Here is a 19,362-nt window from a genome sequence, read left to right on the forward strand (position 1 = left end):
GGCGGGCGCGCGGGCACCATGGGCCTCAAGAACGTCCTGCCACCGGCCGTCCCGCCCGCCGGGCGGCCCGCGCTCACCCTGGCCGGCACCGACGCGACGATGACCGAGCTGGCCGCCGTCTCCGGTTCCGGGGCGCAGGCCCGGCGACTCGGCCTGGTCCGTGAGCTGTTCGGCGCCGCGACGACGGAGGAGCAGGAGTTCTTGGTGCGGTTGTTGTCAGGCGAGGTCCGGCAGGGCGCGCTCGACGCGGTCGCGCTCGAAGGCGTCGCCCGGGCGGCCGAGGTGCCGCCCGGGGACCTGCGGCGGGCGGTCATGCTCGAGGGCTCGCTGCCGCCGGTCGCGCGCGCCGTGCTCGCCGAGGGGCCGGACGCCCTGGAGGCGTTCACGCTGCGGGTCGGCAGGCCGGTACAGCCGATGCTCGCGCACACGGCGGGCAGCGTCACGGAGGCCGTCGAGGCGCTCGGGCCGTGTGCGGTGGAGGAGAAGCTCGACGGCATCCGCATCCAGGTGCACCGGCTCGGCGACGAGGTGCGGGTGTACACCCGTTCCCTCGACGACATCACCGGGCGGCTGCCCGAGGTGGTCGACACGGTCCGGGAGGCGGCGGGGGACCGGCTGGTTCTGGACGGGGAGGTGATCGCCCTCGACCTGGCGACCGGACGGCCGCGGCCGTTCCAGGACATCGCCTCCCGCGTCGGCTCCCGGCTCGACGTGACCACGGCGCGGGCCGCGCTGCCGCTGACGCCCGTGTTCTTCGACGTGCTCGCGGCGGACGGCCTGGTGCTGCTCGACCGCCCCGGGCGCGAACGGCACGCCGTGCTGGCCCGTCTGCTGCCCGAGCACCTCCGGGTGCGCCGGAGGCTGGTCACCGACCCGGCGGACCCGGTCGCCGTCGAGGCGGCCGAGGACTTCTTCCGGGACACCCTGGCCCGTGGCCACGAGGGCGCCCTGGTGAAGGGCCTCGACGCCCCGTACGTCGCCGGCCGGAGGGGGCGCACCTGGCTGAAGGTGAAGCCGGTGCACACCCTCGACCTGGTGGTCCTCGCCGTCGAACGCGGGCACGGCCGCCGCACCGGACTCCTGTCCAACCTGCACCTGGGCGCCCGCGCGGCGGACGGCACCTTCGTCATGCTGGGCAAGACGTTCAAGGGCCTCACCGACGAGATGCTCCGCTGGCAGACCGAGCGTCTCACCGAACTCGCCGTCTCCGACGACGGGTACACCGTCCGGGTCCGCCCCGAACTCGTCGTGGAGATCGCCTTCGACGGCCTCCAGCGCTCCACCCGCTATCCCGCCGGCGTCACCCTCCGTTTCGCCCGTGTGCTGCGGCACCGCCCGGACAAGCCGGCCGCCGAGGCGGACACGGTGGAGACGGTTCTCGCGGCGGGATGACCTGCCAGGGGGAGTCAGCTGCCGGGACCGGACGTGTGGCGGTGGCGGACCCAGATCGGGAGCACGAACCAGCACAGGAGGTACCAGGCGAGGAGGCCGGCGACGAGCCAGGGGACGAAGGTGGCGCCGGTGGCCACACGGAGCACGAGGAGGAGGGCGGCGCACAGGGTGGCGAGGAGGAGCACGAGGCCCACGAGGGTGAGGCGGGAGGCCCAGGTGACCGCGCGGGGCTTGAGGCGGCGCCCGGCGACCATGCGGTGGAAGGAGACCGGACCGATGAGGGCGCCGGTGGCGGCGGCGCTCAGCGAGACCGTCACGATGTAGATCGTCCGGTCGGTGTCGGAGAGCTCGGGGAAACGCGGGGTGAAGACGACTGTGAGGAGGAAGCCGAAGAGGATCTGTACACCCGTCTGGGCTACCCGGATCTCCTGCATCAGCTCGGTCCAGCGCCGGTCGGCGCGTTCGTCGGGGGTCTCGTGGCGGCCCCGGATCAGGCCGTCCCCGTCCGGCCCCGCGGGCTTCCCTGGCCCCTGGCTCGTACCGGACACGCCGCCTCCCGAGGACGCTCTCCTCCCACCGTGCGGAGCGCGTGACCGGCCCGCCACCCGGGGCCCTCGCGGGCGGCCGTGCCACGAGGGATGCTGGAATCGGGCACACGAGGAGATGAGCGCCGTGTACGACTTGCACATCGACACCGATGTCACCGTGCAGCTGAGCGACTGCTGCCGGGAGGACGCCCAGGCCGTCTTCGACGTCCTCGACCGCACCTATCAGCTCGAGGACATCGTGAAGCCAGGCCCGGAGGCGGCGACGTCGCCCGCCACCACCGTCTGGATGGCCACCTTCGACACGGCCGGCGGCCGCCACGAGGAAACGGCGCCCGTGCCGCTGACCGGCATGGTCGGCGCGCTGCTCACCGGTGGTTACCACGCCGTCGACGAGGTCGAGCGGGTGCTCGCGCGCGCCTTCGACATCCAGTCCCTCCAGTCCGTCTCCGGCGACCAGGAGACCGAGGCCCGCCTACTCCTCGCGTCCCGCTGACGGGCGAGCACATCCCCCCATCGACCCCCGGGCGTCGCGGACGGGCGCCGCCCGGGGCCGCCATGTGCACGCCACCGACCCCGCTCCCTCCCCGGCTATACACCGTGTGTAGAGTCGTCGACGAGCCGCAGGGCCTCCGCCATGACCAGGCGGGGGCCCTTGCTCGCGAACCAATCTTTCGGGGAAAGCGGGTTGCACATGTTCCGAACCAAGCCGGGCCGACGACACCGGGGCGCCGCCCTCGCGCTGCTCGCCGCGGCGACGCTCGTCGTCTCCCTCACCGGATGCTCGGCCGACACGGTCACGCCCGGCGAGGCGCGCGAGCAGGCGCCCGCGGACGGCAAGGCGGGCACGGGCGGCAGGTTCGGAGCGGCGGCGCCCGACGCCGTCGACTGCGCCAAGGCCAAGTGCATCGCCCTCACCTTCGACGCGGGCCCGGGCGAGGACACCCCGGAGCTGCTCGACATCCTCAAGGAGAAGCAGGTCCACGCGACCTTCTTCCTGCTCGGCCAGAAGCACGTCCTGCGCTATCCGCAGGTCGTCAAACGCATCTCCGACGAGGGGCACGAGGTCGCCAACCACACCTGGACCCACCAGATCCTGACCGACCTCGACGCCGCCGAGGTCCGCGACGAGCTGTCCCGCACCCAGGACGCGATAGCGAAGATCACGGGCAAGAAGCCCACCCTGATGCGCCCGCCGCAGGGCCGGACCGACGACACCGTCTCCGACGTGAGCCGCGAACTCGGCCTCTCCCAGGTCCTGTGGAGCATCACCGCCAAGGACTACTCCACCGAGGACACCGCCCTGATACGCCAGCGGGTCCTCGACCAGGCCCACGGCGACGGCATCATCCTGCTGCACGACATCTACGGCGGCACCGTTCCCGCCGTGCCCGGCATCATCGACGAGCTCAAGCGCCGCGGCTACACCTTCGTCACCGTGCCGCAGCTCATCGCCCCCGGAAAGGCCGAGCCCGGGACGGTCTACCGTCCCGAGAAGGACGACTGACCGAACGGGCAAAACGGGGTGAGCGGGCTCACACCCGACACCGGGCGCAAGGCGGAACATTGGGTGAAGGTTGACCGTTCATCCTTATGTGACGGCGAAGGGGTCCGGTCCCCTGGTCCCCCCTCAGCGGCGACCGCTCTTCACCACGTCACGGCAAACGGCCCCGGCTGGAACCCCCCGTCCAGCCGGGGCTCTGTCGTTCCCACGCGCGCGCCGCACGACCCGCGACCACCCTGTTGGCGGCGCGCGCCCCGGCGCGTTCGCCCCCTTCGAGTGAGTCGCCGCATCGCCCCGCATGGCCACCCCGGCACCGGGCATTGATCGCCACGACACGGCGGCGATCACACCGCCGGACACCACCGCCCAGGCCCGCCACCAGGGGGAACCATGCGCCTCGCGTCCCGCCGCGCGCCCCGCTCAGCGCACCGGCACGGACTCCTCACGGCCGCCGCCGCGCTCGTCCTCGCCGGCTGCGCCACCGTGCACCCGCACTCCGCCGCACCCGCCGCGCCCGTCGGCACGGCCGGGGCGCCCGCCTCCGCGCTCGCCACCCGCCAGGCCCAGGACCGGCTCCTCAAGGCCGCCGAGCAGCGGCTCGTCGCCGACTGCCTCGACGCCCTGGGCCTCACCCTGCCCCCGGCCCCGGTCTCCCAGGCCCGCGCCCCCGCGCCCGCCCCCGGCCCCGCGGCCGGTGACGCCGACACCCGGCTCCAGACCGCGCTCTTCGGCCGCGACCCCCGCGAGCTCTCCCTCACCCTGGCCACCGGACACACCGTCACCGCCAACAGCGACGGCTGCGTCGCCGCCGCCCGCGGCGCGCTGTACGGCGACCAGCACCGCTGGTTCCGCGCCCAGGTCACCGTCGACAACCTGCGCGCCGAGGCCCAGGCCCGGATGAAGGACGACCCCGCGCACCGCGCCGCGCTCGACCGCTGGACCCGCTGCGCCGCCCCCTCCGGAGGACCGCGCGCCGGCCGCCCCGACCCCGCCGTCGCCGAACGCTGCACCCGTGAGAGCGGCCTCGCCGACGTCCGCGCCCGGCTCGAACCCGTCGAGCTCGCCACCGTACGCACCCTGCACCGCGACCAGGTCGCCACCTACGAGCAGCTGCGCGCCCGCGCACTGCGGCGGGCAGCCGAGCTGTCCGCGCACCCCACCGAGAAAACCGAGAAAACCGCGACAACCGCGACCACCGAGAAGAAAGGCACCGACGCTTCATGAAGCGACTCCTCGGCCCCACCACCGCAGCCCTGCTCGCCCTCGCCGGCGGCCTGGTCCTGACGGCGCCCGCCACCGCCGCCGAATGCCCTTCCGGGGACTTCTGCGCCTGGCAGGACGCCGACTTCGGCGGTCAGCGCGCCAACTGGAGCGGCGACGACGGCTGGTGGGAGAGCTGGATCGCCGACACCGACTCGTCCTGGGCCAACCACGGCATCTCGGGACCCGGCATCAAGGACTACGTCCAGGTCTACGAGTCCGCCTGGCAGGGCGGCTCCATGACCATCTGTCTCGCCCCCGGCCAGGAGGTCGGCTACAACGGGGCCGCCAACGACCGCGGCGACTCCCACATCTGGGCCACCGGCTGCTGACACCCCGGCCCGTCCCCCTGACCACGGCGGGGGACGGGCCGGCGCAAGCCGTACGCCGGGGCCCGCGTCAGTCCCGGCGCGCCGCGCTCGGATGCCGGAGCGTCGAGGACAGCAGCAGGCCCGCGCCGCGGACCGTGCTGGTCGCCGGGTCGTTGGCCAGTCGCAGCCGGACACCGAGCCGCAGCGCCAGCCGGCTGGTCAGATCCATCCGCAGGGCGCCGCCGCCCGCGACCAGGATCCCGCGGCGCAGCGCGCCCCGTACCGCCCCGGTGCGGTCGCGGCGCCAGAGGTCCATGACCATGTCGGCGGCCGTGTGGACCACCGCGGCCGTCGCGTCGTCGCCCGGTTCCGGCAGGTCGTCGAGGCCGAGCTCGGCGAGCCGCGCGTCCTGCACCATGCCGTCGACCAGCAGGGTGACCTCGGTCAGCTCCGCGCCCAGGTCGACCACGAGCAGCGGACCGCCGCCGCTGGGACCGGCGTACGCGGCGGCCGCCCGCGCGCTGTTGACGGAGACCACCCGGGCGGGCCCGAGTTCGGCCACCATCCGCCGGGCCGCCGCCCGCTGTTCGGGCCCGGCCAGGACCGGATGGCACAGCATCACGACGGTGTCGGCCCGGTCGTCGCCGAACGCCGAGTCGGCGACCTCGCGCAGCAGCCGCTGGTGCGGGGTGGCGTCCGTGACCCGGCCGCGCCGGACCGGGCCGCTCGGCACGTCCGCGAGAACGCCCGCGCCCGGTGCCCACACCCGGGTGCGGGAGCTGCCGATGTCGACGGCGAGCCCGCGGACCCTGCCCGCCGGCTTCCGCAGCGCCTCGTACGCCGTGCTCATCCGCTCACTCCTGCCACTGATCATGAGGTGAATTCGCGGCTTCACTATGCAATATCCGGGCGGATTGCGCCATGGTGCCCAGGATCCGCAGGCAAGGCCGAAGCCCGGCACCCCTGCGGGCGCCGGGCGGAAGGGGTGGCGGGCGGTCAGGCCGCGGCACCGAGCCACAGGTCGGGGCCGAAGACCTCGTAGTGCACGTCCGCCGCGGCGACACCGCGGCCGAGCAGGTCGCCGCGCACCGCGCGCATGAAGGGCAGCGGGCCGCACAGATAGGCGGTCACGCCCTCCGGCAGGTCGAGCGCGGTGACGTCGGCGCGGCCGAGGCGGGCGTCCGCGGCGCCCGGCTCCTCGTACCAGAGGTGCAGCGAGCCCTGCGGCAGCGCGTCGACCAGCCGGCGCAGCTCCTCGCGGTGGGCGTGGCCGGCGGGGGAGCGGTCGGCGTGGACGACGGTGACCGGGCGGGTCGAACCGGTCGCGACGAGGTGGTCCAGCATCGCCAGCATGGGGGTGGAGCCGATGCCCGCCGAGGCGAGCAGCAGCGGGCCGTCGCCCTCGGGAAGGACAAGGTCGCCGAAGGGCTCGGACACGGCGACCCGGTCGCCGACGGTGCCGTGGGCGTGCAGCCAGGAGGAGACCTCGCCGGCCGGGTCGCCGTCCACGCGCTTGACGGTGATCCGCCAGTCGGGGCGGCCCGGGGCGGTGGACAGGCTGTACTGGCGGATCTGCCGGGCGCCGTCGGGCAGCGTGACCTGGACGCTCACGTACTGGCCGGGCCGGAAGTCCGCGGTGGGCCGGCCGTCGGGGCGGCGCAGCGTGAAGGAGACGGTGTCGGCGGTCTCCTCGTCCCGTCCGGCGATCTCCATCGGGTGCCAGACCTCGCCCTCGGCGACCCCGCGCCCCTCGTAGAGCCGGGCCTCCAGCGCGATCAGGGCGTTGGCCATCAGCCAGTACACCTCGTCCCAGGCCTGGGCGACCTCCGGCGTCACGGCGTCGCCGAGGACGGCGACGATCGCGGCGAAGAGGTGCTCGTGGACGATCTTGTACTGCTCCGAGGTGACGCCGAGCGAGGCGTGCTTGTGGGCGATCCGCGAGAGCATCACGTCGGGGCGGGTGTCCGGGTGCTCGAGCAGGGCGCCCGCGAAGGCGGCTATGGAGCCGGCCAGCGCCTTGCGCTGGTCTCCGGTGGCCTGGTTCCCGCGGTTGAACAGATCCCGCAGCAGCTCGGGGTGGGCGGCGAACATCCCCGCGTAGAAGCGCTCGGTGATCTCGTCGAGGGCCCCGCCGACGGCGGGAAGGGTGGCGCGGACGACCGGTGCGGACTGCTCGGACAGCATGGGGGCTCCTAAACTGGTAGATGATCTACGTATTTAAAGGCGAGAGGAAACCGCCCAGGGGAGGGCGGGAGCCTGAGGGTGGGAAGGCGGGGGGGGAGTCTGGTGGTCAGTCGCCCGGCGGGCGGGGCGACAGGGAGAGGAGCACCGGCCCGGTGGGGGACTCCACGAGATCGGCGACGGTGAGCGGATCGAGCGTGCGGTAGAAGGCCTCCTGCGCCTGGCGCAGCACGCCGCGCAGCCGGCAGGCCGTCCGCAGCGGGCACGGCGTGTCGCCCTCGCAGGTGACGACCTCGTCGTCCCCCTCCAGGGTCCGGGTCAGCCAGCCCACCGAGGACTGCCGCCCGAGCTCCGTGAGCGCGAGCCCGCCGCCACGGCCCCGGCGCGCCTCGATCACGCCGAGGTGCTGGAGTCGGGTGACCACCTTCGCCATGTGCGCGTACGGTACGGCCATCGAGTCCGCGACCTCCCGGGTGGTGGGGGTCTCGTCCTGATCGGTGACCGCCAGGCGCATCACGGCACGCAGCGCCAGGTCGGTGAATCTCGTCAACCGCACGATCCGACCGTATCAAAGGCGTACTTCAGATTCGTATTCAGGGGCGGGTGACGCGGATCGCATTCCCGGTCAGCTGGGTCAGCTGTGCCAGCGGCGCCACTGCCGCCGGGCCCACCACCCGCCGACGCCCACCGAGCCGGCGATGAGGACGATGCCGAGCACCGGCCAGCGGTCACCCGCGATCCTCGCGTCCGCGATCAGTACCCCGAGCACCCCCGCCACCGGCACCAGCAGCGACAGGACGGCCCGTCCCAGCGCGAGGACCATCGTCGCGTCCAGCCGTGAGCTGCGGCGCGGGATCGGCTTTCCCGCGTAGAAGACCGTGGCGCGGTCGAGCAGCTGGAGGGTGTTGCGGCGGTAGGTGAACGCCAGATACGGCAGCCACACCAGCGGCGCCACCAGGCCCACCAGGAACACGGCCCCGGTCAGCGCGTACTGCCCGAACCGGACGAACCAGCGCGCGCCGTCCGTGGACGGCGTCAGCACCCCGAGCAGCTTGGCCATCCGCATGCTCAGGCCCCACAGCACCGGGATCCGCCCCCGCCGCGCCCCCGCACCACTCCCTTCCTCCGTGGCGGCGTCGGTGGCGAGCGCGGCCCGGGCGGTGTCCGTGTCGGCGTACACCCCCTGGAGGACGAGGAATTCGGCGGCCCGCTCGGGATCCGCCGGGTCCCGGCCGGTGAGCGCCGCCAGTTGGAGGACGGTGCGCGCCTGCGACAGCAGCGCCGCGCAGAACGCGAACGGCACGAGCAACAGGAACGGCCCGCCGACGAACGCGCCCTCGGTGTACGCCGACCGGGTGCCGCGCCGCACGAGCCGGGCGTGCAGTTCCTCCGGCGCCGCCTCCGGAAGGCCGGCACGCAGCCGCCGCACCGTCCGGTCCGCCCCCGGACCGAGGCGGCGCGGCGCGAAAGCGGCGAGCACCTCCGGCAGACGGCCCGGCGTGGCCACCGCCTCGCGCAGCAGTGACCGGACCGGCCGGGCCGACGCGTCCTCCCGCTCGCCCTCCCGACGGGTCAGGACAGGACCTTGGCCTTCGCCTGCTGGAACTCCTCGTCCGTGATGGCGCCCCTGTCCTTCAGCTCGGCGAGCCGCGCGAGTTCGTCCACGCCGCTGCCCTTGCCGTCGGCCGGCGCGGTCCCCGCCGTCTTGCGGATGTAGTCCTGGAAGGCCGCCTCGGTGTCCTTCGCCTGCTTGAGGTCCCGCTGGGTCATGCCCTTGCCGCGCGCGATGACGTACACCAGCACGCCGAGGAAGGGCAGCACGATGCAGAAGATCAGCCAGCCCGCCTTGCCCCAGCCGCTCATCTCGTGGTCACGGAAGATATCGGTGACGATCTTGAAGAGCAGGAACAGCCACATGATCCAGAGGAAGAACCAGAGCATGGTCCAGAAGACGTTGAGCAGGGGGTAGTCGTCCATGCCGAAACTCCGTTTCCGGCCAGGCCGTGGAGGCCTCGCGTAGCAGCGAGTCTCGCCGAACCCCCGGGACCCCGCATGTCGTGTTCCGCTCCGGGTGCGGCCCCACGGGCCCCGCGTTCGGACGGGCCGAGGACGAGGAGTTCGCGGCGGCCGAGGCCGAACCGCTCGGTGTCCGACCCGCCCGCTCGGGCCGCCCGCCCTCTCAGACCTTGCGGGCGCGCAGCGCCGCGAGCGCCTTGTCCGCGTGCGCGGACATCCGCAGCTCGCTGCGCACCACTTCGAGCACCCGGCGGTCCTGGTCGATGACGAAGGTGACACGCTTCGTCGGCGCGAGCGTGAAGCCCCGCTTCACCCCGAACCGTTCGCGGGTCTCGCCCGAGGGGTCGGACAGCAGCGGATAGCCGAGCGAGTGCCGCTCGGCGAACTCCTGCTGCCGCGCCACCTCGTCCGTGCTGATGCCGACCGGCCGCGCCCCCACCGCGTGGAACTCGCCCGCGAGGTCCCGGAAGTGGCAGGCCTCGGCGGTGCAGCCGGGCGTGAGCGCCGCCGGGTAGAAGAAGAGCACGACGGGACCGTCGGCCAGCAGGCCGGAGAGGGAGCGGGACCGGCCCGTTTCGTCCGGAAGGGTGAAGTCCTCGACCACGTCACCGACGTTCATGGAAGCGGACGTTACCCCACGGTAGTGCCGCCCGTCACCCGCCCGGCGTCGCCGGCGTCCGGGGCATCGGCGGCGGACCGCCCCGCGCGTTCGCCGAGGACCACGAGGGTCCGCTCGCCCCAGCGCACGTTCTCCTCCTCGAAGGCCATGCCGCGCAGCAGCGTCAGATACGGGCCGACCCGCTCGGACTCGCGGAGATAGGTCTCCTCGTCCCGCCCGTCGAGCATCCGCTCGCGCATCCGCCGATAGCGCGCGAGCTTCCCCCGCGCCCCCTCCATCCGCTCCCGTACGTGTTCCCGCACCGCCGCCGTGTCTCCCGCGTCGCACGCCTGGACCTGCACGAGGAGGTCGTCGCGGACCGCCGTCGGCTTGGGCTGGTGGGCCGTGTACGCGAGGAGGTCGGCCAGGCCCGTGTCGGTGAGGGTGAACATGCGCTTGTTGGGGCGGCGTTCCTGCTGCACGACCCGCGCCGCGATCAGACCGGCCTCGGAGAGCCGGTCCAGCTCCCGGTAGAGCTGTTGCGGTGTGGCCGCCCAGAAGTTGGCGACGGACACGTCGAAGAGCTTGGCCAGGTCGTACCCCGACGCCTCGCCCTCCAGGAGAGCCGCCAGGACCGCGTGCTTGAGAGACATCCGGACAAACTAGCAGTCCGCCGAAGTGTTTCCGCCACGCCTATTCACGCACGAAAGCGCTGGTGAGAGGTGGGGTCCAGGCGGCGTGCCGGAGGATCGCGCGGACCGCGGCGCCCGAGGGCGCGAGCCGCAGCAGCGCGTTGCGCAGCGGCACCGCGAGCGGGTGGCTCAGCTGCTGGCCCATCCGCCCGGCACGGCGGGCCGCCGCGGCCACGGCGGTGGTGCGCGGACGGCGCGCGGCGTCGTAACGGGCGAGCGCGGCGGCCACGTCCGCGGCCCCGTCCAGCTCGGCCGCCAGGACCACCGCGTCCTCAAGCGCCTGGCAGGCGCCCTGTCCGAGGTTCGGGGTCATCGCGTGGGCCGCGTCGCCGAGCAGCACCACCCGGCCCGCGGTGAAGGACGGCAGAGGAGTGGCCAGTTCGGTGATGTCGTGGTGGAGGACCGCCTCGGGGCGGGTCGCGGCGAGCAGTTCGGGCACCGGTGCGTGCCAGCCGGCGAAGCGCCGGCGCAGCACGGCGAGCGGATCCGTGGGGCGCACCCCGGCGGGCGCGTTGAGCACCGCGTGCCACTCGGCCCGTCCGTCGGCGAACGCGATGTGCCCGAACTCCGCCCCGCGCCCCCAGGTGATCTCGAAGTCGGTACGGAGGTCGAGCGGGCGGTCCGTGATCGCCCGCAGCACGGTCGAACCGCTGTACACCGGCCCGGGATGCGCGGGGAACAGGGCGGCACGGAGGCGGCTGCCGACCCCGTCGGCCGCGACCACCAGATCCGCCTCCACGGCCTCCGCCGTGTGAAGGGTCACCCGGGCCCGCTTCCCGCCCGGGAGCGTGACCGCATCCGTCACCGTCGCACCGGTGCGCGGCGCCCCGCCGGCACCCAGGGCTTCGCGCAGCAGTCGGTGCAGCTCGGCGCGCGGGATGCCCACGATGGGGGAGCCCAGGGCGCGTTCGAGCGCGGCGCCGTCCATCCGGGCCAGCCAGGAGCCGTCCGGGGTGCGGGTGCCGCCGGTGTACTGGCCGCGCCCGGCGGCCCGTACGGCCGCGCCGGCACCGAGCGCGTCGAGGGCGCGGATCCCGTTGGCGGCGAGGGAGATCCCGGCGCCCGCGTCGGCGAGGACGGGCGCACGGTCGAGCACCGTCACCTCCCAGCCGATCCGGCGGAGTCCCACGGCGGCGGCCAGGCCGCCGATCCCGGCGCCCACGACGACGGCGGTACGTCCTCCCATGCTCCCACTCCCTGCGATCCCTAGGCTTCTACAGATGTAGAAGCCTAGCGCGTGTTCTCTACAGGTGTAGAAAGAGGGGGTGACCTCCGAGAATCCGGCCCCCACTCCCGCCCCAGGCCCCATCCCCACCCCCGTACGCGCCGCACCGTCCACCCGCCGCACCCTGCTGGCCGACGCCGCCCTCGGCGTCCTCGCCGACGCCGGGATGCGCGGCCTCACCCACCGGGCGGTCGACGCCGCCGCGGGTCTGCCGGCGGGCACGACCTCCGCGTACTTCCGCACCCGTTCCGCGCTGCTCACCGCGCTCGTACGGCGGCTCGTCGAGCTCGACCAGGCCGAACTGACGGCCGCCGCCGAGCACGCCCCCGTACTCCGGACGGCCGACGACCTCGTCCACGGTCTCGCCGCGCTCGTCGCCGCCCGGACGAGCGGCGACGGGCTCCGGCGCTCCCTCGCCCGCTACGCCTGCGTCCTGGAGAGCGTGCGCGACCCCGAACTGCGGGACATCCTGGTGCCGAGGGAGAACCCCGGGCGCGATGCCGTACGGGCCTTCCTCACCGCCCGGGGCGTGGCGGACCCCGAGGCGCGCACCCTGACCCTGCTCGCCTGTGTGGACGGGCTCGTCCTCGACCGGGTGGTCGCCGGGCCGGACGCGGCCGGCGGCGGGACCGGGGCGATCGAGGGACTGGTGGCCGCGGCCCTCCGGCCGTGACCGCGCGAGCGCCCGCCCGTCCGCCGATCCCCCGTCCGCCGATCCGATGTCAGCAATGGAGCAGCCCCGATGGACAGCAGACACAGCGGCGACCGCGGAGACCACGCGGCGTTCGTCTACACGACGTACATCCGCACCACGCCCGACGAGCTGTGGAAGGCGCTCACCGAGCCCGGTCTGACCCGCCGCTACTGGGGTGTCGCCTTCGAGACCGACTGGGCCGTCGGCTCCCCCATGGTCTGGGACGAGGGCGGGCGCACCACCGCCGACCCCGACCAGGTGGTGCTCATCGCCGAACCGGGCCGGATGCTCTCGTACACCTGGCACACCTTCACCCCCGAATGGGCGCAGGCCGTCGGCATCGGCGAGGAGGTGTACGCGCGGCTCGTCGACGAGGGGCGCTCCCGGGTCACGTACACCATCGAACCGGCCGGGGACATGGTGAAACTGACCGTCGTCCACGACGACCTCGCTGCCGGCGGCACCATCCGCGGCCTGGTCGGCGAGGGCTGGCCCGCGCTGATCTCCAGCCTGAAGTCGCTCCTGGAGACCGGCGAGGAGCTCCCCGAGGTGCCGCGCTGAGCCCTCCGGCGCCGCCGGCGTTGGTGCTTTCGAGTCGTCTCGGCGGCCTCTCGTGCGCCACGCCCGGTCGGATGATCATCCTTTTCGCCTTCGATCCGTTTTGATGCAGCGGTGCCGTGGTGCAGCGGCGCGGCGGTGCAGCGGTGCAGCGGCGCAGTGGTCGGACCGAGAAGGGGCGGGTGTACGACGTGATGTCACGCCGAAGCGTCAAGGGGTGGAGCGCGCTGTCCGTCGCCGTCGGCACGGCGCTCGCGCTCGGCGCGGCCCCGCCGGCGGCCACCGGTCGGACGGCCGCCCCCGCCGGCGCCGCACTGCTCTCGGTCGGCTCCTGCCCCGCCCGCGGCATGTGCAGCGCCTCCCGGCGCACCCTGGTCCTCGACGACAGCGCGACCACCCTCGACCTGGACGCCGCCGCCGGACCCGTCGACCTCGCGCTGCGCACCGCCGGACGGTTCGCCGACGTCACCGTCACCGACCACAAGGGCCGCCGGGTCGCCGGAACCGTGAGCCCGGACGGCGCCCGCTGGACCAGCGTCGGGCCGCTCGGCGCCGCCGGCCGCTACACCGCCCGCCTGCTGGTCGAACGCACCCACGGCGCCGAGCAGATCGTGCACCGCACCCGCCTCACCCTGCGCACTCCGGTGGCTCCCCGCGGCGAGCGGCTCACCGCCGAACTCGGCCCCGGCAAGGGGACGTACGGCGTCGGACAGCCGCTCACCGCCGAGCTCAGCCACCCCGTACCCGCCACCGACCCCGAGGCGCGCCGCGCCGTCGAACGCGCCCTCCACGTCAGCTCGGTGCCCCGCGCCGACGGCGCCTGGCACTGGGTCGGGCCCACCACCCTCCACTACCGCCCGCGCGGCTACTGGCCCGCCCACGCCACCATCCGAGTCCGCAGCGCGCTCGACGGCGTCCGCGTCACCGGCGGCCTCTACGGCGGGCCCTCGGCGCCGCTCACCCTCACCACCGGCGCCCGGATCGAGGCCGTCACCGATGTCGCCGCGCACACCATGACCGTGCTGCGCGACGGCGAGGTGGTCCGCACCATCCCGGTCACCACGGGCAAGGCCGGCTACCGCACCCGCAGCGGGGTCAAGGTCGTCCTCGGCAAGGAGGCGACGGTCCGGATGCGCGGCGACTCCATCGGCATCGCCCGGGGCAGCGGCGACTTCTACGACCTCAAGGTCCGCTGGGCCACCCGGGTGACCTGGAGCGGCGAGTACCTGCACGCCGCGCCCTGGTCGCTGGACGCGCAGGGCAGCGAGGACGTCAGCCACGGCTGCACCGGGATGAGCACCGAGGACGCCGCCTGGCTGTTCGCCACCGTCCGCGAGGGCGACGTGGTGCGGGTCGTCAACGGCTACGGGGAGCGGATGACCCCGTTCGACAACGGCTTCGGCGACTGGAACCTCAGCTGGCCCGAGTGGCGGCGCGGCAGCGCCCTCGGCACCGCGGCCGCCGGACCCGGGGCGGGACCCGGAACCGCGTCAGGGGCCCCCGAGGGCGTGCTGACGCCCGCCCTCTGACGTACCGAGGACTCTGACGTACCGAGGACACGGAAGGAGACGCAGATGACCGAACCCCAACGCGAACGCGAACCCGAGACCGGGACCGAGATCGCCCGAGTCGCCCTCGACGGCGGTGTGCTCTATGTGGAGGCCCGGCCCCTCGGCGGCCCGGCGGACCGCACCGACGACCTGGAGGGCCTGGAAGGCCTCGGGGGCGGCCGGCTGCCCGATCTGTCGGGCGTCACCGCCGCGCTCGCCTCCTTCGCCGACCAGATCGGCGACGCCCTCCACCGGGCCGCGCCCGACCGGGCCACCGTGGAGTTCGGCTGCCAGCTCGGCCTCCAGGGCGGCAAACTCACCGCCCTCGTCGTCCAGGGCGGCGTCGACGCCAGCCTGCGGATCACCCTGGAATGGAACCGCGACCAGGAGCGGGGCAGGCCCGGCCTCCACCCCGTCCCGGTCTGATGCCTCTGCGGCGGCCCGCGCCGACTGCCACGGGCGGCGGCCGGGTCAGACCCGCCCGCCGCCCGCCGAGTCCGAGGACAGCCGCTGGGCCGCGTAGATCGGAACCACCGAGAGCAGCACGAGCAGCGCCGCCACCACGTTCACCACCGGCGCCTGCTGCGGCCGGGTCATGTTGTCGAAGATCCACAGCGGCAGGGTCTGCACCCCGGGACCGGCGGTGAAGGTGGTCACCACCACCTCGTCGAAGGACAGCGCGAAGGCGAGGAGCCCGCCCGCGAGCAGCGCGGAACGCAGCAGCGGGAAGGTGATGTCCCAGAAGGTACGGAAGGTGTGCGCGCCCAGGTCCATCGCCGCCTCCTCGTACGAGCCGGGCAGCCGCCGCAGCCGCGCCACCACGTTGTTGAAGACGACCACGATGCAGAAGGTGGCGTGCCCGACGACCACCGTGAAGAGCCCGAGCCCCACCCCCAGCGGCTCCAGGACCACCCCGAACGCGGAGTTGAGCGCGATGCCGGTGACGATGCCGGGCAGCGCGATCGGCAGCACCACCGCGAACGACACCGCCTCCCGGCCGAAGAAGGTGTGCCGCTGCACGGCGAAGGCGATCAGGGTGCCGAGCACCAGGGCCACGGCGGTCGCCGCGAGGCCCGCCCGGACCGAGGTCCACAGGGCCTCGCGGGCCCCGTCGTTCTCCCAGGCCGCCGCCCACCACTTCAGGGTGAGCCCGGGCGGCGGCCAGCTCGCCGACCGGTCCGGGTTGACCGAGCCGACGAGGACGAGCAACAGCGGCAGATAGATGACGGCGAAGCCGAGTCCGGCCGCGGTGCGCAGGGCGATCCGGGCGGGGCGGGAGAGGTTCATGGGGGCGGAGTCCTTCCGGCCTCGGGGGAGTTCACGGGCGGTCAGAGGCTGCGCAGCGCCCCGGTGCGCCGCACCGCGAGCAGATAGAGCACGATCACGGCCACCGGCACCGTCCCGAGCGCCGCGGCCAGCGGCAGGTTGAGCGTGACGTTGGAGTAGACGAGGTTGCCGATGAGCTGGGTCTTGCCGCCGACGATCTGCACGGTGATGTAGTCGCCGAGGCTGAGCGAGAAGGTGAAGACCGACCCGGCCGCCATCGCCGGCCACACCATCGGCAGCACCACCGACAGGAACGTCCGCCCCGCTCGCGCGCCGAGGTCGGCCGAGGCCTGCAGCAGGCTGTCCGGCAGCTGTTCGAGCGCCGTGTGCAGCGGCAGGATCATGTACGGCAGCCAGAGGTAGGTCAGGACCAGGACGGTGGCGGTGAGCCCGTACCCCGGCCCCTCGATGCCCAGCGGCCGCAGCGCCCAGTCCAGCGGCCCGCCCTCGGACAGGATCAGCCGCCACGCGTACACCTTGACCAGATAGCTCGCCCACAGCGGGGTGAGGATCGCGACCACGAGCAGCGGGCGGCGGCGCGGGCTCGCCACCCGGGCCGTGTAGAAGGCCAGCGGGAAGGCGATCACCGCGCACAGCACGGTCACGGCGAGCGCGACGCCCACCGTCCGCAGCGCGACCGTCCGGTAGAGCGAGGAGCTCACCAGCTCCTCGAAGTTCCGCGTCGACCAGACCCGTACGACCTCGGAGGTGAAGGAGTCCGTGGTCCAGAAGGCGGAGAGGAACAGCGCGGCCAGCGAGCCCAGATAGGCCAGCACCAGCCACAGCAGCGGCGCGGTGAGCAGCGCCGCGAGCCGGACCCGGGGCCTGCGGTGCAGGGCCCCGGCGAACCGCCGGACCGAGGCGGTGGCCCGGTCGGCGGCGGTCCGGCGGTCCGCGGCGGTCCGCGGGGCGGGCGGGGGCGAGAGGGTGGTCATGGGGAGCGGTCAGCCCTTGATCTCGTTCCAGGCCTGCACCCACGAGGCGTACGGCACGCAGCGCACGTCCGTGCGGCCGTCGAGGCACTGCTCGATCGGCGTGGTCCAGAAGCGCACCTTCTTCCAGTACTCCTCGTCGCTCGCGTGGAAGGTGGCGCAGTGGTCCTTGGCGGCGGTCTCGGCGCAGGACCTGGCGTTGGCGGGTGCCTCGCCGAAGTACTCGGCGACCTGGGCGTTGGCCTTCGGCGAGACGATCCAGTCGAGCCACTTGTAGGCGCAGGTGGGGTGCTTGGCCTTGGCGGACACCATCCAGGTGTCGGACCAGCCGGTGGCGCCCTCCTTCGGCAGCACGGCCTCGACCTTCGCGCCCTCGGCCTTGGCGAGGTTGGCGATGACCTGCCAGCTGGTGCCGATCGCGGAGTCGCCGCTCTTGAATGCGGAGATCTCCTTCAGATAGTCGCTCCAGTACTCGCCGACGTGCTCGTTCTGCGCCTTGAGCAGCGCGACCGACGCGTCGAACTGCTTCTTGTCGAGCGCGTACGGGTTCTTGATGCCCAGCTCGGGCTTGGTGGCGGAGAGATAGAGCGCGGCGTCCGCGATGTAGATGGGGGAGTCGTAGGCGGTGACCTTGCCGCTGTGGGCGGAGGCGCCGTCGAAGACCGCGGACCAGGAGTCGGGCGCGGGGGTGACCTTCGCCGTGTCGTACATCAGCAGGTTGGCGCCGCGGCCGTGCGGGATTCCGTAGGCGACGCCCTTGACCGAGTTCCACTCCTGGTTCTTCAGGCCGGCGAAGACGTCCGCGTAGTGCGGGACGAGCGCGGTGTTCACGGGCGCCGCGTCGCCGGACGCGATCAGGCGCAGCGAGGCGTCGCCGGACGCCGAGACCGCGTCGTACGCACCGGTCTTCATCAGCGCCACCATCTCGTCCGAGGTGGCGGCGGTCTTGGCGTTCACCTGACAGCCGGTCTGCTTCTCGAAGCCGGAGACCCAGTCGACCTTCGGGTCGTTGGAGCCGTCCTCGACATAGCCGGCCCAGGCGATCAGATTGACCTGTCCCTCGGGGGAGCCGAGGGCCGTCGGCGCCTTGAGGGGCGGCGGGTTGAGTCCGCCGGACGTGCCGTCGCCGGCCGGGTCGGCCGAGCCGCAGGCGGTGACGAGCAGCAGTCCGGAGACGGCGGCGGCCGTCAGGAGCGAGCGGTGCAGACGCACGGGGGTCCTCCGTTGCGTGAGGGGACGGTACGGGGAGGGGAGTCAGGAGCGGTACGGGTACGGCTACGGAGCGGGGGCCGCGGCCCGGTCAGGGCGCCGCGGGGGTCGGCACTTCGGGCATGGGCACGGGCACGGGCACCGGCACCGCGTGCGCCGGCCGCCAGCGCAGGCCCACCCGGGCGCCGCGGAAGGCGGCGAGGTCGGCGGCCGACGTCTCCAGGTTCTGCTGCACGGCCGTGAGCCGGCCGCCGGCGTCCAGGTCGACCAGGAAGCGGGTGGCGTCGCCCAGGTAGACCACCTCGGCGACGGTGCCCGCCGCGCCCGTGAGCCCCGGCCCGGCCGGCTCGTCCGGGTCCTTGACGACGCGGATCTTCTCCGGCCGGATGCTGTACGTGCCGGGGGCGCCGACCACGGTCCGCGCGGCCCTGCCGCTCAGCAGGTTGGAGGTGCCGACGAAGCCGGCGACGAACGGGGTGGCCGGGCGCTCGTAGATCTCGCCGGGCGGGCCGACCTGTTCGATCCGCCCCTGGTGGAAGACGGCGATGCGGTCGCTCATGGTCAGCGCCTCCTCCTGGTCGTGGGTGACGAACACGAAGGTGATGCCGACCTGCCGCTGGATCGCCTTGAGCTCCACCTGCATCTGCTCGCGCAGCTTGAGGTCGAGCGCGCCCAGCGGTTCGTCGAGCAGCAGCACCCGGGGGCGGCCGACGAGCGCCCGGGCGAGCGCCACGCGCTGGCGCTGCCCGCCGGACAGCTCGGCGGGGCGGCGCCGGCCGAATCCTTCGAGACGCACCTGCGCGAGCGCCGCCCGGGCCCGTACCAGCCGCTCCGCCTTGGGGGCGCGGCGCACCTTGAGCCCGTACGCGACGTTCTGTTCGACCGTCATGTGCGGGAAGAGCGCGTAGTCCTGGAAGACGGTGTGCACGTCGCGCTCGAAGGGCGCGAGCCGGGTGACGTCCCGGCCGGCCAGCTCCACCGTGCCCGCGCTCGGCGTCTCGAAGCCGGCGATCATCCGCAGCACCGTGGTCTTGCCGGAGCCGGAGGGGCCGAGCATCGAGAAGAACTCGCCGTCGGGTATCTCCAGGTCGACCCCGGCGACCGCCTCCGTCCGGCCGTAGCTCTTGCGCAGTCCGGAGAGCCGGATCGCCATTCCCTCCATGGCCGGGAACCTTTCTGGTGCGGGGAGCGTTCTGACGAGCGGGCGTAAACATATGAAGTCATAGTTCAAATCTCAAGACCCCCGTAAGGTAAAGCCTGAGTCAACGCATCGGCGTGCGTGAGGTGGTGCAGCGTGAGACCGGACGGCAGGCAGGGCGGACCGGGCGGGTCCGGCGGGCCGGGCAGAGCGGGCGCGGGCGCGCGGGGG

The 19,362-nt window shown here is 73.7% G+C and carries 22 protein-coding genes; 9 read left to right on the plus strand and 13 right to left on the minus strand.

Going from position 1 to position 19,362, the window contains the following annotated elements:
* Positions 1-18: 18 nt before the first annotated feature.
* Positions 19-1,392 (plus strand): ATP-dependent DNA ligase, encoded by a 1,374-nt coding sequence (locus JAO84_RS34705; protein WP_370416426.1) that lies wholly within the window; start codon positions 19-21, stop codon positions 1,390-1,392.
* 14 nt (positions 1,393-1,406) lie between these two features.
* Here the strand turns inward: JAO84_RS34705 and JAO84_RS34710 are convergent, their stop codons facing one another.
* Positions 1,407-1,940: a DUF6328 family protein gene (locus JAO84_RS34710; protein WP_370416427.1), complete on the minus strand. Its 534-nt coding sequence runs from the start codon at positions 1,938-1,940 to the stop codon at positions 1,407-1,409.
* Between the two features lie 115 nt (positions 1,941-2,055).
* On the opposite strand from JAO84_RS34710, the gene JAO84_RS34715 reads away from it, so the two are divergent.
* From JAO84_RS34715 to JAO84_RS34730, 4 genes are all read left to right on the plus strand, one after another.
* Positions 2,056-2,433, plus strand: coding sequence for a hypothetical protein (locus JAO84_RS34715; RefSeq protein ID WP_370416428.1), 378 nt, complete (start codon positions 2,056-2,058; stop codon positions 2,431-2,433).
* 198 nt (positions 2,434-2,631) lie between these two features.
* On the plus strand, positions 2,632-3,444 hold the full coding sequence (locus tag JAO84_RS34720) for a polysaccharide deacetylase family protein (RefSeq protein WP_370416429.1): 813 nt from the start codon (positions 2,632-2,634) through the stop codon (positions 3,442-3,444).
* A gap of 387 nt (positions 3,445-3,831) precedes the next feature.
* Positions 3,832-4,665: a hypothetical protein gene (locus JAO84_RS34725; RefSeq protein ID WP_370416430.1), complete on the plus strand. Its 834-nt coding sequence runs from the start codon at positions 3,832-3,834 to the stop codon at positions 4,663-4,665.
* The gene (locus JAO84_RS34730) at positions 4,662-5,033 is read left to right on the plus strand and encodes a peptidase inhibitor family I36 protein (protein WP_370416431.1); all 372 of its coding nucleotides are present in this window, start codon (positions 4,662-4,664) and stop codon (positions 5,031-5,033) included. Before JAO84_RS34725 ends, JAO84_RS34730 begins: the two co-directional genes overlap by 4 nt.
* A 67-nt stretch (positions 5,034-5,100) precedes the next feature.
* On the opposite strand, the gene JAO84_RS34735 is transcribed toward JAO84_RS34730, so the two are convergent.
* The 8 genes from JAO84_RS34735 to JAO84_RS34770 all read right to left on the minus strand — a co-directional run bounded on the left by JAO84_RS34735 (position 5,101) and on the right by JAO84_RS34770 (position 11,685).
* Positions 5,101-5,862, minus strand: a complete 762-nt coding sequence (locus JAO84_RS34735; protein WP_370416432.1) for a rod shape-determining protein MreC — start codon at positions 5,860-5,862, stop codon at positions 5,101-5,103.
* A gap of 146 nt (positions 5,863-6,008) precedes the next feature.
* On the minus strand, positions 6,009-7,196 hold the full coding sequence (locus JAO84_RS34740; protein WP_370416433.1) for a globin domain-containing protein: 1,188 nt from the start codon (positions 7,194-7,196) through the stop codon (positions 6,009-6,011).
* Between the two features lie 106 nt (positions 7,197-7,302).
* Positions 7,303-7,749 (minus strand): Rrf2 family transcriptional regulator, encoded by a 447-nt coding sequence (locus JAO84_RS34745; protein WP_370416434.1) that lies wholly within the window; start codon positions 7,747-7,749, stop codon positions 7,303-7,305.
* Between the two features lie 78 nt (positions 7,750-7,827).
* Positions 7,828-8,700 (minus strand): hypothetical protein, encoded by an 873-nt coding sequence (locus JAO84_RS34750; RefSeq protein ID WP_370416435.1) that lies wholly within the window; start codon positions 8,698-8,700, stop codon positions 7,828-7,830.
* Between the two features lie 65 nt (positions 8,701-8,765).
* Complete coding sequence (locus JAO84_RS34755; protein ID WP_370416436.1) at positions 8,766-9,170, minus strand: SHOCT domain-containing protein; 405 nt, start codon at positions 9,168-9,170, stop codon at positions 8,766-8,768.
* A 202-nt stretch (positions 9,171-9,372) separates the two neighbouring features.
* Positions 9,373-9,828 (minus strand): peroxiredoxin, encoded by a 456-nt coding sequence (locus JAO84_RS34760; protein WP_370416437.1) that lies wholly within the window; start codon positions 9,826-9,828, stop codon positions 9,373-9,375.
* A gap of 11 nt (positions 9,829-9,839) precedes the next feature.
* Positions 9,840-10,460, minus strand: coding sequence for a PadR family transcriptional regulator (locus tag JAO84_RS34765; protein ID WP_370416438.1), 621 nt, complete (start codon positions 10,458-10,460; stop codon positions 9,840-9,842).
* 40 nt (positions 10,461-10,500) lie between these two features.
* Entirely contained in the window at positions 10,501-11,685 is a 1,185-nt protein-coding gene (locus JAO84_RS34770) for an FAD-dependent monooxygenase (protein WP_370416439.1), read from the minus strand.
* Between the two features lie 121 nt (positions 11,686-11,806).
* On the opposite strand from JAO84_RS34770, the gene JAO84_RS34775 reads away from it, so the two are divergent.
* The 4 genes from JAO84_RS34775 (at position 11,807) to JAO84_RS34790 (ending at position 14,952) form a co-directional block, all read left to right on the plus strand.
* Complete coding sequence (locus JAO84_RS34775; RefSeq protein WP_370416949.1) at positions 11,807-12,397, plus strand: TetR/AcrR family transcriptional regulator; 591 nt, start codon at positions 11,807-11,809, stop codon at positions 12,395-12,397.
* 69 nt (positions 12,398-12,466) lie between these two features.
* Positions 12,467-12,979 (plus strand): SRPBCC family protein, encoded by a 513-nt coding sequence (locus JAO84_RS34780; RefSeq protein ID WP_265863413.1) that lies wholly within the window; start codon positions 12,467-12,469, stop codon positions 12,977-12,979.
* A 191-nt stretch (positions 12,980-13,170) separates the two neighbouring features.
* Complete coding sequence (locus JAO84_RS34785) at positions 13,171-14,505, plus strand: Ig-like domain-containing protein (protein WP_370416440.1); 1,335 nt, start codon at positions 13,171-13,173, stop codon at positions 14,503-14,505.
* A 45-nt stretch (positions 14,506-14,550) separates the two neighbouring features.
* Entirely contained in the window at positions 14,551-14,952 is a 402-nt protein-coding gene (locus JAO84_RS34790) for a CU044_2847 family protein (RefSeq protein ID WP_370416441.1), read from the plus strand.
* Between the two features lie 45 nt (positions 14,953-14,997).
* On the opposite strand, the gene JAO84_RS34795 is transcribed toward JAO84_RS34790, so the two are convergent.
* From JAO84_RS34795 to JAO84_RS34810, 4 genes are all read right to left on the minus strand, one after another.
* A complete protein-coding gene (locus JAO84_RS34795) occupies positions 14,998-15,813 on the minus strand; it encodes an ABC transporter permease (RefSeq protein WP_370416442.1) in 816 nt (271 codons plus the stop codon).
* Positions 15,814-15,854: 41 nt separating this feature from the next.
* Positions 15,855-16,787, minus strand: a complete 933-nt coding sequence (locus JAO84_RS34800) for an ABC transporter permease (protein ID WP_370416444.1) — start codon at positions 16,785-16,787, stop codon at positions 15,855-15,857.
* Positions 16,788-16,796: 9 nt separating this feature from the next.
* Positions 16,797-17,996: an ABC transporter substrate-binding protein gene (locus JAO84_RS34805; protein WP_370416445.1), complete on the minus strand. Its 1,200-nt coding sequence runs from the start codon at positions 17,994-17,996 to the stop codon at positions 16,797-16,799.
* Between the two features lie 88 nt (positions 17,997-18,084).
* The gene (locus JAO84_RS34810) at positions 18,085-19,155 is read right to left on the minus strand and encodes an ABC transporter ATP-binding protein (RefSeq protein ID WP_370416446.1); all 1,071 of its coding nucleotides are present in this window, start codon (positions 19,153-19,155) and stop codon (positions 18,085-18,087) included.
* Positions 19,156-19,362: the final 207 nt, after the last annotated feature.

The sequence above is a fragment of the Streptomyces fradiae genome, from assembly GCF_041270065.1.
GTDB lineage: Bacteria > Actinomycetota > Actinomycetes > Streptomycetales > Streptomycetaceae > Streptomyces.